At 65.7% G+C, this 13,543-nt stretch carries 18 protein-coding genes; 5 read left to right on the forward strand and 13 right to left on the reverse strand.

Annotated features, from left to right (window positions below; translation table 11 throughout):
• Positions 1 to 3: 3 nt before the first annotated feature.
• Entirely contained in the window at positions 4 to 228 is a 225-nt protein-coding gene (locus tag P0Y33_RS06750; RefSeq protein ID WP_279529774.1) for a DUF7123 family protein, read from the reverse strand.
• Positions 229 to 272: 44 nt separating this feature from the next.
• A complete protein-coding gene (locus P0Y33_RS06755) occupies positions 273 to 452 on the reverse strand; it encodes a DUF7525 family protein (protein ID WP_279529775.1) in 180 nt (59 codons plus the stop codon).
• A gap of 77 nt (positions 453 to 529) precedes the next feature.
• Here P0Y33_RS06755 and P0Y33_RS06760 point away from each other — a divergent pair, with 77 nt between their 5' ends.
• The gene (locus tag P0Y33_RS06760) at positions 530 to 1,699 is read left to right on the forward strand and encodes an LEA type 2 family protein (RefSeq protein WP_279529776.1); all 1,170 of its coding nucleotides are present in this window, start codon (positions 530 to 532) and stop codon (positions 1,697 to 1,699) included.
• Between the two features lie 96 nt (positions 1,700 to 1,795).
• On the opposite strand, the gene P0Y33_RS06765 is transcribed toward P0Y33_RS06760, so the two are convergent.
• Complete coding sequence (locus P0Y33_RS06765) at positions 1,796 to 2,824, reverse strand: phosphate signaling complex PhoU family protein (RefSeq protein WP_279529777.1); 1,029 nt, start codon at positions 2,822 to 2,824, stop codon at positions 1,796 to 1,798.
• A gap of 110 nt (positions 2,825 to 2,934) precedes the next feature.
• Here P0Y33_RS06765 and P0Y33_RS06770 point away from each other — a divergent pair, with 110 nt between their 5' ends.
• Positions 2,935 to 3,321: a hypothetical protein gene (locus P0Y33_RS06770; protein WP_279529778.1), complete on the forward strand. Its 387-nt coding sequence runs from the start codon at positions 2,935 to 2,937 to the stop codon at positions 3,319 to 3,321.
• A gap of 3 nt (positions 3,322 to 3,324) precedes the next feature.
• On the opposite strand, the gene P0Y33_RS06775 is transcribed toward P0Y33_RS06770, so the two are convergent.
• The 6 genes from P0Y33_RS06775 to P0Y33_RS06800 all read right to left on the reverse strand — a co-directional run bounded on the left by P0Y33_RS06775 (position 3,325) and on the right by P0Y33_RS06800 (position 8,483).
• Positions 3,325 to 4,464 carry an ATP-NAD kinase family protein gene (locus P0Y33_RS06775; RefSeq protein ID WP_279529779.1) on the reverse strand — a complete coding sequence of 380 codons (1,140 nt, stop codon included), beginning with the start codon at positions 4,462 to 4,464 and terminating at the stop codon, positions 3,325 to 3,327.
• A gap of 226 nt (positions 4,465 to 4,690) precedes the next feature.
• The gene (locus P0Y33_RS06780; RefSeq protein WP_279529780.1) at positions 4,691 to 5,404 is read right to left on the reverse strand and encodes a competence/damage-inducible protein A; all 714 of its coding nucleotides are present in this window, start codon (positions 5,402 to 5,404) and stop codon (positions 4,691 to 4,693) included.
• Positions 5,405 to 5,965: 561 nt separating this feature from the next.
• Positions 5,966 to 6,685 carry a DUF5803 family protein gene (locus P0Y33_RS06785; protein WP_279529781.1) on the reverse strand — a complete coding sequence of 240 codons (720 nt, stop codon included), beginning with the start codon at positions 6,683 to 6,685 and terminating at the stop codon, positions 5,966 to 5,968.
• Positions 6,682 to 7,350, reverse strand: a complete 669-nt coding sequence (locus tag P0Y33_RS06790) for a DUF2110 family protein (protein WP_279529782.1) — start codon at positions 7,348 to 7,350, stop codon at positions 6,682 to 6,684. The genes P0Y33_RS06785 and P0Y33_RS06790 overlap by 4 nt, the downstream gene beginning before the upstream one ends.
• Positions 7,350 to 7,865: a transcription factor E gene (gene tfe / locus P0Y33_RS06795; protein ID WP_279529783.1), complete on the reverse strand. Its 516-nt coding sequence runs from the start codon at positions 7,863 to 7,865 to the stop codon at positions 7,350 to 7,352. The genes P0Y33_RS06790 and tfe overlap by 1 nt, the downstream gene beginning before the upstream one ends.
• A 57-nt stretch (positions 7,866 to 7,922) precedes the next feature.
• Positions 7,923 to 8,483: a tRNA (cytidine(56)-2'-O)-methyltransferase gene (locus tag P0Y33_RS06800; protein WP_279529784.1), complete on the reverse strand. Its 561-nt coding sequence runs from the start codon at positions 8,481 to 8,483 to the stop codon at positions 7,923 to 7,925.
• Between the two features lie 277 nt (positions 8,484 to 8,760).
• Here P0Y33_RS06800 and P0Y33_RS06805 point away from each other — a divergent pair, with 277 nt between their 5' ends.
• Positions 8,761 to 9,693 carry an NAD-dependent epimerase/dehydratase family protein gene (locus P0Y33_RS06805; RefSeq protein WP_279529785.1) on the forward strand — a complete coding sequence of 311 codons (933 nt, stop codon included), beginning with the start codon at positions 8,761 to 8,763 and terminating at the stop codon, positions 9,691 to 9,693.
• Here P0Y33_RS06805 and P0Y33_RS06810 read toward each other — a convergent pair.
• The gene (locus P0Y33_RS06810; protein WP_279529786.1) at positions 9,682 to 10,020 is read right to left on the reverse strand and encodes a BsuPI-related putative proteinase inhibitor; all 339 of its coding nucleotides are present in this window, start codon (positions 10,018 to 10,020) and stop codon (positions 9,682 to 9,684) included. The two genes, P0Y33_RS06805 and P0Y33_RS06810, sit on opposite strands and share 12 nt — an antisense overlap.
• Before the next feature lie 64 nt (positions 10,021 to 10,084).
• On the opposite strand from P0Y33_RS06810, the gene P0Y33_RS06815 reads away from it, so the two are divergent.
• Positions 10,085 to 10,753, forward strand: coding sequence for an RAD55 family ATPase (locus P0Y33_RS06815; protein WP_279529787.1), 669 nt, complete (start codon positions 10,085 to 10,087; stop codon positions 10,751 to 10,753).
• Here P0Y33_RS06815 and P0Y33_RS06820 read toward each other — a convergent pair.
• Both P0Y33_RS06820 and arcD read right to left on the reverse strand, forming a co-directional pair.
• Complete coding sequence (locus P0Y33_RS06820; protein ID WP_279529788.1) at positions 10,750 to 11,202, reverse strand: hypothetical protein; 453 nt, start codon at positions 11,200 to 11,202, stop codon at positions 10,750 to 10,752. The genes P0Y33_RS06815 and P0Y33_RS06820 overlap by 4 nt on opposite strands.
• 51 nt (positions 11,203 to 11,253) lie before the next feature.
• Positions 11,254 to 12,702, reverse strand: a complete 1,449-nt coding sequence (gene arcD / locus P0Y33_RS06825; RefSeq protein WP_279529789.1) for an arginine/ornithine antiporter ArcD — start codon at positions 12,700 to 12,702, stop codon at positions 11,254 to 11,256.
• 183 nt (positions 12,703 to 12,885) lie between these two features.
• On the opposite strand from arcD, the gene P0Y33_RS06830 reads away from it, so the two are divergent.
• On the forward strand, positions 12,886 to 13,287 hold the full coding sequence (locus tag P0Y33_RS06830; RefSeq protein ID WP_279529790.1) for a hypothetical protein: 402 nt from the start codon (positions 12,886 to 12,888) through the stop codon (positions 13,285 to 13,287).
• Here the strand turns inward: P0Y33_RS06830 and P0Y33_RS06835 are convergent.
• Positions 13,284 to 13,466, reverse strand: coding sequence for a hypothetical protein (locus tag P0Y33_RS06835; protein WP_279529791.1), 183 nt, complete (start codon positions 13,464 to 13,466; stop codon positions 13,284 to 13,286). The two genes, P0Y33_RS06830 and P0Y33_RS06835, sit on opposite strands and share 4 nt — an antisense overlap.
• Between the last annotated feature and the right edge of the window lie 77 nt (positions 13,467 to 13,543).

A 13,543-nucleotide genomic window follows, 5' to 3' on the forward strand; every position in this document is an offset into this window, starting at 1 on the left:
AACTCAGACGGGTTCGACGCGCCAGGTCGTCGAACGGGAGCGCCCCCACTTCTCGATGTCGACGTCGTCGGCCTTCTCCGCGAGTCGGGGGAGGCGGACGCCGACCTGTTTCGCCGAGAGGCCGAGCTGTTTGGCGATGGACTTCGCCCGGAAGTACCGCTCGCCCGCCTCCGCACTCTCCTGGAGGTAGTCGAGGATACGGCGTTCCTCTTCGGTGTAGTCGCTCATTCACCTAGGGGTAGGGGCTACTGGACTTAATACTCACCGCCTCTTCACTCGTAGACGTGGAGCGCGGCGACTGCGAGTCCCGCGACGAGGACGGCGCCGACGAACCCGTACGCGGAGGTGAGTTGCCCGGTGACGAACATCGAGAGGGCGGCGGCCGCGGCGACCACGCCGAAGACGAGGCCGAGTCCGAGGCTCTTGTCGGAGGAGGCGGAGTCTGCAGTCATGTGCGGGCGTTCCGACGGGAAACTCTTAGAGGTTCCGGGTCGGAACGCTTTCGTCGCCCGCGCCCGGCACACGAGGTATGGACCTCCGCGCGCTCCTGTTCGGCAGCACACTGAAGACGGCCGTCACGGTCGTCCTCGCACTCGGCGTCACCGTCGGCGGCGCCGTCGTCGTCGGGGTCGTCGGCGTCCCGAGCGTGGCGGCGATGGACAACGACTTCGGCCCGGTCAACGAGACGCAGACGACCATCTACACCGACCTCGTCGTCCACAACCCGAACCCGGTGAGCGTCCGACTCGGTGGACTGACCATCGACTACACCGTCTCGATGAACGGTATCGAGATGGCTCACGGGACCAAAGAGGGAGTGAAGATCGGTACCGGTAACTCCACGGTGAACCTCACGACCTACCTCGCCAACGAGAAGATTCCGGAGTGGTGGGTCTCGCACGTGAAGAACGGCGAGAACACGACACTCACCATCGACACCGCCATCCACTCGGGACTCCTCGGCCGGACCGTCCACTACTCGCCGGCGCCCCAGCACATCTCGACGAACGTCATCGGCCAGTTCGAGTCGAACGAGACCCGCGAGGTCGACGCGAACACGGCCGTCGTCTCCGACCCCGTACTGTACGTCAACCGCACCGACGCGCGGTGGGGCGACGTGACGCAGTCGAAGACCCCCATCGAGATGACGTTCGTGATGTACAACCCGAAGAGCTACCCCATCACCGTCTCGAAGTTCGGCTACAACATCACGATGAACGACGTCGCGATGGGCTCGGGGACGTCCGAGGAACTCGTCACCATCCCGCCGCACACCGCGAAGGCAGTCCAGACGACCACCGTCATCCAGAACCAGCACCTCGACGAGTGGTGGGTCTCACACCTCGAACGGGACCAGCGGACGCACCTCACTATCGACTTCTACGCCGTCGTCGACGCGGGGCCGGCCGGGTCCATCCGCGTCCCGGTGCGTGGGCTGACCTACGAACACCTCGTCGAGACGCACATCTTCGAAGAGACGAACGCGACCGCGTCCGGTGGCAACGAGACGACCACAACCACCACGACGACCACGACGAGCGATACGACTACGACGACCACGTCGACGACGTCGGGGACGACCACCACGACGGCCGATACGACTACGACGACCACGTCGACGACAACCACGACGACCACGACCGATAGCGGGGGCGTTCTAGACGTCGCGGAGCGGACTGCCGTCGTGGTCGGCGAGTAGACCGTACACGCTGTCGACTCAGAGTCCGCTGCGGGCGAGAAAGGACGGAAAGGGTTGGAGCGGAGTGGAGGAGAGATGTCGGTCGCGCGGGATCTGCTACTCGATGGTCGCGTGCTCGGACTCCTCGTTGAGCGCGAGGTTGGCGGCAATCTCGGCGTTGCGCATGGCGTACTGTGCGGTCTGCTGGAGGCTGACCAGCACCTCGCGGACCCGCAGGAGTTGTTCGTTCTCCATCTCGGGGAGGTCCGAGAGGATCTCGTTCTCGCGGTGGGCAATGTCGGCGAACAACTCTCGAACTTCGATCGTCCGCTCGTAGTCGCGTTCGACGACCGCCTGGACGGCGAGTTCGGTGATCTCGTCGACGCGGTCGGTGAACTCGCGGATGCGTCGCATCGTCTGCTGGTCGATGTCGATCGGGTTGTCCTCGGTCTCGAGGACGATTTCGGCGATGTCTTCGGCGTTGTCCGCGGTGAGTTCGAGGTTCTTCGCGACCGACCGGTAGCCGATGAGCGGGAAGCCGTCGTCGAGTCCGACCGCGCGCGCGAGATTCGGGTTCTGGTAGGCGGTGAAGATGAGTCGCAGGAGGAGGACGAAGATTTTGTTCGCCTGTCGCTCACGGTTGAGCGCGCGCTGGGCGAGGTCCGGGTTGTTGTGGGCGAGTGCCTTCACGGCCTCGCTGCGCATCGTCGACCCGGTGTTCTCCAGGCGCGTCAGGAGGTTGTCGAGCGTGAAGTCTTCGGGGTCGACCGAACAGCGAATCGTGATGCGCTCGGGCGTCTCCTCGATGACGCCGAGGCCCATCAGCTGAGTCTCGGCCTTGTAGACGGCGTTGATGGCCGCGCTGTCGAGAGTGCCCTCACTCTCGACGTGGATGATGCGTCGACCGAGGACGTACTGGCCGACGATGGCGCGTTCGACGGCGTCGGCGTCGAAGTTCTCGACGTGGATGGTCGCTTCCGTCTCCTCGCCCTGCGCGGACTCGGGTGTGATAGTGAGCGTCCCCTTCCCGCTCTGTCTGAGCGTCACCTCGTCGCCCTTCTCGACGTCCTGCTGGCGCGCCCACTCCGCGGGGAGCGTCATCGCCAGCGTCGACGGACCGAGGCGCTGAACCTTACGGGTGTCCATGTGCTGAGAGATAGCACTCAGGTACCTTAGTCTTGTCTCTCAGTCATTATACATCGATAAGGTCGGCCCCCCAACTGATTTGGACACGCCCGCCGTCGGTCGTGGTAGCCATGGACACGGCGACGAAGCGACGCGTCGGGGCCACCGTCTATCTCCTCGTCTTCGCCGGTCTCGTCGGCGGGATGCTCCTGCGCGGGGGCAATTCTCCGATGTACTGGGTAGCGACCGGATTCCTCGCGGGCGTCGGTCTCACTCTCGTCGGCGCGGTCTCCACCGGCCGGTGGCGGACCGTCGCGATCCTGCAAGGCGTCCTCTTCCTCGGTGGCGGGGTACTCTACCTCGTCACGGTGACGCGAGGGGCGACCTCGCAGGTTCGACTCCTCCTCGGCGTCGCGTGGTGTGCCGTCGGGGTGTGGGGCGTCTTCCGCGGTGCGACCCGACCGTTCGACGACCTCCGTCCCGACTGGGTCGGCGAGCGTTCGGACGCCGAGGAGTAGCGCCTACACGATCTGCATCATCCGCGTCTCGTACTTCCCCGTGCGGACACGTACCCACCCGCGGAGTTCCTCGTCGAGTTCCTCGTCGCCAGTGTCGACACGGAGCGCACCCAGTTGGTCGAGTTTCGCTCGCGAGGCGACGATGGTGACCTCACAGCGACGGACGACGTCGGGAGAGAGTTGCTGGTTCCCTCGGCCGAAGACGAACCCCTGCCCGCCGATGGGCGAGACGACGATCTCGTTGCGCTCGCCGAGGTGGTCGAGGATCTGCGCTTCGCTCGCGTCCGCGACGAGGACCTCCCCGTCGCGCCAGACGTCGACGCCGAGCGGCGACCCCTCGAAACCGAGCTCTCGCTCGATAGCGCCGACTGTGCTCCCGGGACCGAAGACGTAGGTGACGCCGTCCTCGACCTCGGCGGCGACACCCTCGGCCAGCGACTCGACGGTCCCGCCGGCGAGTTGCTTACTCGACTGGAGTTCTTCGGCGACCGGAACGCGCACGATACCCTTCAACTCCGTGCGGACCTCGCCCTCCTCGCGGTAGGCCGCCTCGTCGATGTCGTTGACCTCGCGCTCCTCGGTGCGCTCGAAGGTGGCAGCGATGCGTCCGGCCGCGGACGGGCGGACGGCGAACACCGAGGAGTACACCTTCACGCCCGCTGGGACGCCGAGGACCGGGACGTCCGCGTCGAGGTCGTCGAGCGTCTCCGTCACGTCGACGGCGGTCCCGTCGCCGCCGACGAACAGGATCAGGTCGACGGATTCGGCACCCGATTCGTCCGCTCGCTCGTCGGACTCCGCCTCCGGCGGTGTCCACGCGACGAACTGTGCGACCGCCTCCCGCGTGTCCTTGGCGCTCGTCTCGGCGCCCTCCCCACGCTCCTCGTGATCCGGGTAGCCGACCACCACGGGGTCGAAACCCGCCTCACGGGCTTCGTCTTCGCCCATCGCTCCGCCGTAGGTGAGGAGTCGGATGTCTTCGTCGGCACTCCGGAGCGCGGAGAGTGCCTCGACGGCGCGTTCGGGTGCCCGCTGTTCGGCCCCGCGGCGGCGCGCCTCCGCGACCATCTCGTCGGTACCCTTCAGTCCTACGCGGCCGCCCATCCCCGCGATGGGGTTGACGACGAAGCCGATGGTGCGCATGGACGAGGGTAGGTGCGGCCCGGGAAAAAGCGGTGTGGGTGGCCGGCCGACCGTGTCGACGGCGCGGGTCTCGCTCGCCGCGGTTCAATAGCTTCAAGAACGCGCGGTTCGACCACCCGCGTATGTTCACGCCACTCGCGTACACGCCGGAAATCCCCATCGCCGCGTCCGGTTGGGTCGTCCTGCTCGTCGGTCTCGCCTGCGCACTCGCTTGGACCGCGTATCTCTATCGCTGAGCGGGTTCCCGACACTCGTCCTGTAACTCGACGCGTTCGCGGAGCCACTCGGCCGCCTCTTCGGCCCGCGCGGCGTCCTCGTGTTGAATCTTCACACGCACGCCGTTGCCCGGATAGCTCCCGACGCCGACGTCGAAGCGCTCGCGGAGTTCCTCGAACCGTTCGAGGAGCGCACTCTCCGGTTCGTCGGTGTAGACGACCTCCGTGTACGTCCGGGTCCCGCCGAACTCGGCGGCGACGCGCTCGAACATCGCCTCCATCTCCGCGGGCACGCCGGGGAGGACGTACACGTTCTCCACGACCGCGCCGGGTGCGACGCCCTCGTCGTTCGGAATCATCCGCGCCCCGCGAGGGAGGTGGGTCGTCCCCTCGGTGAGCTTCTGGTGGTCGTAGGAGTCGTGCTCTTGGAACCACGTCACGGCGTCGGGGTGCTCAACCATCTCGCGGTCGAACGCAGCGGCGACCCCCTCCATCGTCACGTCGTCGTGAGTCGGTCCGAGCCCGCCCGTGACGACGACGGCGTCGTGGGCGTCCGACAGGTCACCGACCGTCTCGGCGATGACGTCGACCTCGTCGGGGACGACGACGCTCCGACGGACGGTCGCGCCGCGCTCGGTCAACTGACGGCCAAGCCACGCGGCGTTCGTGTTCGTCGTGTCTCCCGACAGCAACTCGTCTCCGACGGTCAACACGGCCACGTCCATAGACACGCCTAGGTGGGGCACTGTGAAAAAGTCAGCTACCCACGAGTGAAGTCGTGGGCTTCCACCCGCGATGGGGTTTCGGCCCGGGCGACCACCAGCGTCGTCGGCTGACAGCAACCTACCGATTCCCCGTGCGGAACCACTCCGTTCCACGGTCGGGTACTCCATCGTCGCTTCAAACGACGAGGGGTACAGGGCTATGGAAGGCCACTCTCACGCTCTTCCGAGTGTGAGGCGATAGGGCACGTCCATTTAATTCCCGGTGACCTCCACTCTAACCCACTGTGGGGTGCGGAGAAGCCGTGCCCAGAACGGGCAAAGCTAGCACGCTCGCTTCGACGATCCCGAGTTTGGGGCAGGCTGACTGGCCGCCCGTCCCAGCCGACACTTGTGGCCTACTGGCACTATCAATTTATTCGGTCACGAGCCACTTGAACGTTCGCGTTCGAAACCCAACCGGGTTGTCGCAGCGTGGACTGACCCGCCGTTGTCGGCTTCCTCCCACGACTAACATCGTGGGTTTCCGCCTTGATCTTCTATGAGTCGGCCGTCCGGCAGGTCCTACTCCTCTTCGAGGTCGAGACCCATCTCGGTCCGCTCGCGCTCCAGTCGGCGAATCTTCAGGCGGTAGTAGACGACGCCGCCGATGCCGACGAGCACCAGCAGACCGACCAACCCCGCGAAGATGTAGAGGTCACGCTGGAGGTAGTAGTCGATACTGATGGTGTTGGCGTCGACCGTCTTCCAGCGGTAGTGGACGCGGTCGGTCGTCTCGTTCACCGTCCGCGAGTCCGCGGAAGGCTCGACGCTCCCGAACAGCGGGACCGAGGCCCGGACGCCCGGCGGAAGGATCACTTCGTGGGAGCCGGAGACGGCCACGGGAACGTGGACCGACCGACTTCCCGAGGACGCCGTGTAGGCGAACTTCCCCTGGTCGGCCGGGAGGCGGACCACGGTCTTCGAGCCCTCCTCGGTCACCTGGAGGTGGTCGGCGCCGACGACCGTCCCGTTCGGGTAGCGGAACTTGACGCCGGCCACAGAGACGGGTTGGTTCCCGGAGAGTTCGGTCTCTCGTGTGAAGTTCAGCACCGTCCGGTTGCGAATCTCGTAGACGGCGTGGTACTCCGTCGCCGTGACGTTGACCGTGACGTTTGCGTCGGTCTGCCAGTCGTAGGTGACGTTGCGGTTCAACCGTTCCTCGCTCACACCGCCGCCCCCGAGACACCCCGAGAAGAGGAGCAACCCGGCGAGCGCGAAGAGGGCGACCGTGCGGCGCTTCATGGAACGACGGCGAGCAGCTCGGCGCGCAGGTACTCGCCGATGCTGGCGAGCAGGCCCGGCGGGTCGGTGTCTTCCGTGCAGACGATGCTCTGTTCGAGGATGCCGAGCCGTTCGACCGTGACGATGTCCTGTGCGTGGCCCGCGCGGTTGACCGTCGCGCGTACCTCACCGCGCGTCGAACTGTTGACGTTCACGCGGCCGTTGCCACGCGTCCAGTCGAACAGTTCGTCGCGCTGGTCGTCCGAGAGCCGCGAGCCGTCCTCGTGGTAGACGAACTCCAGCGGGATGTGCTGGACCAGTCCGAGACGGGTCCGGACCTGTTCGGGCGTCCCCGGCCCCAGTCCGAGTTCGTCGGCCGGCACCCGGATGTCCTCGCCGGCGTCGAGGACGAAGCCCTCGGCGTCCCAACTGTCGAGGGTGCCCGTGTAGGTCTCACCCTCCTCGAACTCGGGGGTAATCTCGTCCCAGCGTTCCCGGAGGACGTTCCGCGCGACGGTGTCGTCTGGCCCCTCGACGGTAACCGTGGGGAAGTCGTCGTGACGGACGCCGACCTCGAACTCGACGTCGAGGTCACCGACGTCGTTGTCGACCATCGAGCGGAGTCCGTCGAGCGCGCGCTCGCGGGCCTGCCCGGTGACGTACACCTTGGAGGCGAGGACGACCACTATGCAACACCCAGTTCGTGTTCGAGGTCCTCGATGCGCTCGTCCATCGCCTCGATGAGGTGTTCGTTCTCCATCGACTCGACCTGTGAGCCACACTCGGGGCACTCGAAGCCGAGGTCCATCGCCTCGTCGAACTCGAAGCGGATGGAGCACACCTCACAGAGGTAGAACTCGTTGTCCAGTTCGTACTCGCGACGCTCGTCGAGCGCCTCGAGGAGTCGTTCCATCTCGTCCATCATGTTGCCCGGGATGTTGTCGTACTCGAACGTCCAGAGGTACGTCAACCACCCCGAGTCCTCGTCGCGGACGCGACGATAGGACGCGAGGTCGTTCTCGTAGAGGATGAAGAGAGCGCGGCGGACGTCGTTGAGCTCCAGGCCGAGACGCTCGGCGAGCTCCTCGTCCGTCACTTCGCCGTCCGGCGGGGCGGCGGCGACCGGCATCCCCTTCGGTCCTACGAGTTCGTTGAGGTACTTCTGGACGACGGGGTCCTCGAGCAGCTCCTCAAAAGCCATTATCCGTAACTGGGGTGTGTGAGTCCCTTAAAACCGTCGGGGTTACGCTCGGGGTGCTCACTCGTCGCTCGCCTCCGAGTCGGGTTCGACGACCTTCTTGCCCGTCTCCTTCGGGACGACCTTCCGGTCGGCGCCTTCCCACTCGCGTTCGAGTTCCCGGCCCTCGAAGAGCCGGTCGAGGAAGACCGCCAGCCCCGCGACCTCGGAGTGTGGCTGGTTGGTGACGCCGACGTTCCAGTCGGCCGTCTCGTACACTTCGAAGGGTACTTTCTCGCCGCCGACGACGACGAGTAGCGGCTCTTCACGCTCCTGGTGAGCCTCGCGAATCTCGCCCTCGACGTCCTGGACCCGCTCGCCGTACATGGTGAGGTGGACGACCTGCCCTTCCCAGTCGCGGATGAGGGATTTCTGTTCCCCGGAGAGTTCGACCTCGAAGGGGCCGCCGAAACGCGAGGTAATGTCCTCGACGGTCTCCATGGACTGGCCGGCGTTGTCGGGGAAGACGACGCGGTCCGCACCGAGCGCGCGCGCCGTCAAGCCGACGTGAGTCGTCATGCGTTCGTCGCGTCCCGGTCGGTGGCCCAACCGACAGACGGCGACTTCGGGTTCGCCTTGCATGGCTAGAGCGTGGGTGCGGCGGCGGTAAGGGGTTCCGGAAGCCAGGCGACGACGGCGACTCGCCGCCGAGGGTTCAAGTCGGATGACGGAGCCACTTCGACGCGTGACCTGATCGTCGACGCGCGGGAGTCGGATTCGGAAGACGGTAGCCCCCTCTCGCGCGCCAATCGCCGCGCGACCTGCACGCCCCACCAGGACGGCCGGTCCCGTCGGTTCGTCAGTGACGCCTATGGGCGGAAGCGGAACACACTTGCTCGCGCTCCCGCTGGCAACGCGTATGGAACTCTCCGACAAGCGGATTCTCGTCACCGGTGTCGCTGGGTTGGTCGGCTCGCACCTCGCCGACGAACTCGCGGCGGACAACGACGTCGTCGGTGTGGACAACCTCTCGAAGGGGACTCGCGAGCGCGTCCCCGACGACGTCGAGTTCGTCGAGGCCGACCTACGCGACCGCAACGAGGTCGGCGGCGTCGTCACGGAGGACGTCGACGTCGTCTTCCACTTCGCCGCGTACACCGACACGAACTTCGACAACGACCGGAAGCTCTTCGAGGAGAACCAGGAGATGACGTACAACGTCCTCGAAGCGATGGAGGACGCCGGCGTCTCGAACATCGCGTTCACCTCCTCCTCGACGGTCTACGGCGAGGCACCGATGCCGACGCCCGAGGACTACGCACCCCTCGAACCCATCAGCATCTACGGCGCAAGCAAACTCGCCGACGAGGGTCTCCTCTCGGTGTACGGTCACTCCTACGACTTCCAGGTGTGGCTGTTCCGCTTCGCCAACATCGTCGGTCCCAAGCAGCGGGGGAACGTCATCCCGGACTTCATCGAGAAGCTCCTGGAGAACCCCGAGACGCTCACCATCCTCGGCGACGGCCGCCAGGAGAAGTCCTACATGCACGTCGAGGAGTGCGTCGACGCCATCGCCCACGTCGTCGAACACGGCGAGGAGGACGTGAACATCTACAACCTCGGGACGAAGACGACCACCTCGGTCAACCGCATCGCGGACATCGTCGCCGACGAGATGGGCCTCGACCCGGACTACGAGTACACCGGCGGCGAGCGCGGGTGGACCGGCGACGTCCCGAAGATGCGCCTCTCCATCGAGAAACTCTCCGCGCTCGGTTGGGAGCCCGACCAGTCCAGCGACGAAGCCGTCCGGCGGGCGACCCGCCAACTCTACGACGAACTACGGGACTGAGAAAGTCGCTTCGGCGGCGACGTCGCGGTCGGCCGCGAGCGTCGCCCGTGCGCGGTACGACCCCGGAGACGGCGACTCCCACGTCACCTCGTAGGCGGTCTCTTCTCCGGGTTCGAGGGTTCGGGTGTCGAGCACCTGCGTGAACATCCGTCCCTCGCTCCAGCGCCACACCATCTCACCAGTCTCGGCGTGCTCGACGGCGACGTCCATCCGCTTCCCACTCCGGAACTGGAGGTCGACCGGGCCGTCGCCCGCGTTCCGGACGCGGAGCGTGAACTCGACGGTTTCGTCGGTCACTTCGACGTCGAGCGTCGATTCGAGTGCCACGAACGCGACGTCATGGCGACACTACTTAAGTATCGGTCGTCGACCCCCATCGGGACTTTACCCCATGCGGGAGAACGCAACACAGGAAGTGGAAATGTACGATGTGAGTGATACCCTCCCCGTCGAGACGATTCCGCCCGGAACCAATCTCCTCGTTGCTGGTCCCCCGATGTCCGGTAAGGAGCAAATCGCGATGGACATTCTCGAACGAGGGTGCGAACGTGGGGAGGGCGCCCTCGTCGTCACGTGCCGGGACAGTGCGAACCGCTTGCTCTCACGGTCCCCACCGCTCGCCGACGCGGTGAGCGAGCGACGCGCCGGCATCGTCGACTGCGTGACCCGACAGCGCGGCGAAGACGTCAGAGAGACCGAGTCCATCCGCTACGTCGCCTCTCCGAGCGACGTCACCGACATCGGGATACGGCTCACTGGACTCCTCCAGTCACTCTCGGGGCGTTCGCTCCCCGGCGTTCGCTCGTCGCTCGTCTCGATTCCGACGCTGTTGATGTACGCCGACACGCGCCGCGTCTTTCGGTTCCTCCACGTGTTGAACGGACGCATCCAGTCGCAGAACTACCTCGGACTCGGCCTCGTCGAGTTGAGCGACCGGGACACCTTCGACAAGTTCGCGCCGCTCTACGACGGGATGGTCCAGATCCGGGAGGAAGGAGGTCGTCGGGAACTCCGCGTCGTCGGTCTCGGTGACGGGCCGAGCGAGTGGAGCGAGTACTAGTCGTCGAAGTGCTCTTCGGCGACCTCGGCGACGGCCTCCTCGTCGAACTCTTCCTCCCGGAGACCGTGGTCCGGTTCGTCGACGTAGTCGAGGATCTCCTCGATGACTCCACCGACGTCCTCGACGTCCGCACGCTCGAAGGAGAGGAGGACGCCGGACCACTCGCCGACGGGGACCTGGACGACGACGATCTCGTGAAACCACCGGGTGACGACGTCGAGGTGGCCGTAGGTGGCGAACTCGGGCTGTTCGACCCAGTCGTCGAGGCTCTTCAGGACGAACCGTTTCGCGAGTTCGTCGAACTGCTCGTCGGTGAACTGTTCGGCGACCTCGTCGTGGACGAAGACGGTCTCGTAGTCGTCACCCTCGTACGCGAGTACGACCCGGAGGTCTACGCCGTCCCGGTCGCGGAGAAGTTCGACGAGTTCGGCGGCCACGTCAGTATCCATAGTGACTCCTTCGTGACCAGACGAATTAACGGTGGTGCCCCCGCGCTCGGATCAGTCGCCAGAGGGGGCGGCCGCGTCGCTGTCCACTCCGGAAGGCACGAGTCCCCACCCGGTCGCCGCGATGACGAAGAGGAACAGCGGTGAGAGATACGCGAAGAAGTAGTACGGTGCGTACTGGAGCGTCCCGACGCCGAGGACGCTGGACATGTAGAGCGCGCCGGCGTGCCACGGGAGGAGCGCACCGGTCGGCGTCCCACAGGCCTCGACCGCGCGCGAGAGGTTCCGCGAGTCGAGTCCGTATTCGTCGTAGAGGTTCCGCAACGTCATACCGGGGACGACGATGCTCATGTACTGCTGTGCGGAGAAGGCGTTGGTGAAGAACGCAGAGATACCTGTCCCGGCGACGAGCGAGCCGCGACTCCAGACGAGTTCTGCCAACTCGTTAGCGAGGACCGCGAGGATACCGGTCCCTTCGAGGAGTCCACCGAGCGAGAGCGCGGCGACGACCACGGAGATCGTCCACGCCGACCCAGAGAGCCCGCCACTGGCGAGCAGGCTGTTGACGAGGTCGACGCCCGTCTCGGGCGTCGTCCCGTTGAGGAAGACGTTCCACGCCGACGTGAAGGCGGCGCCCTGCAGGAAGATCGTGGTCCCGACGCCCGCGAAGACACCCGCGACGAGCGAGGGCAGCGCGGGGTAGCCGTACAGTGCGAGGCCGAAGGTGACGACCAGCGGCACCAGCGCGAGTACCGAGACGTTGTAGGTTCCGGCGAGCGCGCCGCGGATCTGCTCGACCTGCCCGGCGGGGATCGAACCACCGGCCTGTAGTCCGAGGTACGTGAACAGGACGACCGAGATGGCGAGCGAGAGAACCGTCCCGGCCTTCATCGCGTCAATGTGGTCGTAGAGGTTCGTGTTGGTCACCGCGGCCGCGAGGTTCGTCGTGTCCGAGAGCGGTGATTGCTTGTCGCCCGCGTAGGCGCCGCTGAGGATGGCGCCGGCGGTCATCGGTGCGGGGATTCCGAGCCCGGAGCCGATGCCGACGAACGCGACGCCGATGGTCCCCGCGGTCGTCCACGAGGAACCGATGGAGAACGCGACGACGGCCGCGAGGAGCGCCGTCGCCGGCAGGAACGTCTCCGGCGTGAGGATGCCGAGTCCGTAGTACATCAGTGCCGGGATGGTCCCCGAGGAGATCCACGTCGCGATGAGCGCGTAGATGACGAACAGGATGAGGATGGCCTGGAGCCCCATCACGAGCCCTTCGGCGACGCCGTCGTAGATGTCCTCCCACCCGAGTCCCATCCAGTACTTCGCGACGAGACCGGTCAGGACGATACTCCAGAGGAGCGGTCCGTGCGGGGCGAGCTTCAGGAAGCCCGACCCGACACCGAGGAACACGATGACACCGAGGACGGGGACGAGCGCCTGCAGCAGCGACGGTCGGCGCTCGGCCGGGATGTCCTCGAACGTGCGCGGTTCGAAGTCGAGAGTCGGCATGCTGGACCTCACTATCACCCTGGTGCATTAAACATTCTCGATTTATTCTCGGTATGTATTCACCTAGCAACACTTGCAGGAACGACACGTCGGTCACACACCGACGCCGGCGTCGGCAGTCGATGCCGGAACCCTGCTACGGGACCGCCAAGTTGAATGTCGCGAACGGCGGACTAGGGGTACATGCGAATCGAACTCCGCGTCTGTAAGCACTGTTACGAGGGGGAGCACGGGAATCCGGAGAAGACAGCGGTCACGAAGGACATGGTCCGCTGCGCTCGGCAGGTCCGCGAGTACAAGGACCTCATCGGTCTCGACGCGCTCTACATTACGATGGTCGAAGAGGGCGACCCCGGCGGCGCCGAGGAACTCAACGTCATCGTCGCGCACATCCGCGACGACCAGATCACCCTCGAAGACACCCAACTCGTCATGGAGGACGACCAGGGGAACAAACTCGTCTACCCCGAGCCGCGGGACATCCTCGAGGTCCTCACGCGGAACATCGACCAGATCTCAGAACAGACTCGGCAGGACGTTTCAGTCGAACTCTCGGAAGAAGGTGCGGAGCTGCTGACCGTCTAGACAAGGACCGCGCCGACCATGTAGACGAGGAGGGCGGTCACGGCCACCGCCCGGAGGTAGTCGCTGCGTTTGCTCGGCGTGCTGATCCCTTCTTCGCCAGTCCACATCATGTAGAAGACGCCGGCGATGCCGAACGCCACCATGACGAGGACGTACAGCGTGGTGAGTAGACCTGCCATAACTACCCCTTCGGAGCGCGGGCACAAATAGGTTAACGACGCGCCGGCGCCGGCGTCGATCGGCGTATCGGGTCGTC

Origin of the sequence: Halospeciosus flavus, assembly GCF_029814175.1 — an archaeon.
In the GTDB taxonomy this organism is placed as follows: domain Archaea; phylum Halobacteriota; class Halobacteria; order Halobacteriales; family Halobacteriaceae; genus Halospeciosus; species Halospeciosus flavus.

Coding starts and splice junctions, on each gene's coding strand:
- P0Y33_RS06765 (WP_279529777.1), bottom strand. CDS start 2,824: ATGGACACCCGTAAGGTTCAGCGCCTCGGTCCGTCGACGCTGGCGATG.
- P0Y33_RS06835 (WP_279529791.1), bottom strand. CDS start 13,466: ATGGCAGGTCTACTCACCACGCTGTACGTCCTCGTCATGGTGGCGTTC.
- P0Y33_RS06775 (WP_279529779.1), bottom strand. CDS start 4,464: ATGCGCACCATCGGCTTCGTCGTCAACCCCATCGCGGGGATGGGCGGC.
- P0Y33_RS06760 (WP_279529776.1), top strand. CDS start 530: ATGGACCTCCGCGCGCTCCTGTTCGGCAGCACACTGAAGACGGCCGTC.
- P0Y33_RS06830 (WP_279529790.1), top strand. CDS start 12,886: ATGCGAATCGAACTCCGCGTCTGTAAGCACTGTTACGAGGGGGAGCAC.
- arcD (WP_279529789.1), bottom strand. CDS start 12,702: ATGCCGACTCTCGACTTCGAACCGCGCACGTTCGAGGACATCCCGGCC.
- P0Y33_RS06815 (WP_279529787.1), top strand. CDS start 10,085: ATGCGGGAGAACGCAACACAGGAAGTGGAAATGTACGATGTGAGTGAT.
- P0Y33_RS06770 (WP_279529778.1), top strand. CDS start 2,935: ATGGACACGGCGACGAAGCGACGCGTCGGGGCCACCGTCTATCTCCTC.
- P0Y33_RS06785 (WP_279529781.1), bottom strand. CDS start 6,685: ATGAAGCGCCGCACGGTCGCCCTCTTCGCGCTCGCCGGGTTGCTCCTC.
- P0Y33_RS06750 (WP_279529774.1), bottom strand. CDS start 228: ATGAGCGACTACACCGAAGAGGAACGCCGTATCCTCGACTACCTCCAG.
- P0Y33_RS06800 (WP_279529784.1), bottom strand. CDS start 8,483: ATGCAAGGCGAACCCGAAGTCGCCGTCTGTCGGTTGGGCCACCGACCG.
- tfe (WP_279529783.1), bottom strand. CDS start 7,865: ATGGCTTTTGAGGAGCTGCTCGAGGACCCCGTCGTCCAGAAGTACCTC.
- P0Y33_RS06780 (WP_279529780.1), bottom strand. CDS start 5,404: ATGGACGTGGCCGTGTTGACCGTCGGAGACGAGTTGCTGTCGGGAGAC.
- P0Y33_RS06805 (WP_279529785.1), top strand. CDS start 8,761: ATGGAACTCTCCGACAAGCGGATTCTCGTCACCGGTGTCGCTGGGTTG.
- P0Y33_RS06755 (WP_279529775.1), bottom strand. CDS start 452: ATGACTGCAGACTCCGCCTCCTCCGACAAGAGCCTCGGACTCGGCCTC.
- P0Y33_RS06820 (WP_279529788.1), bottom strand. CDS start 11,202: ATGGATACTGACGTGGCCGCCGAACTCGTCGAACTTCTCCGCGACCGG.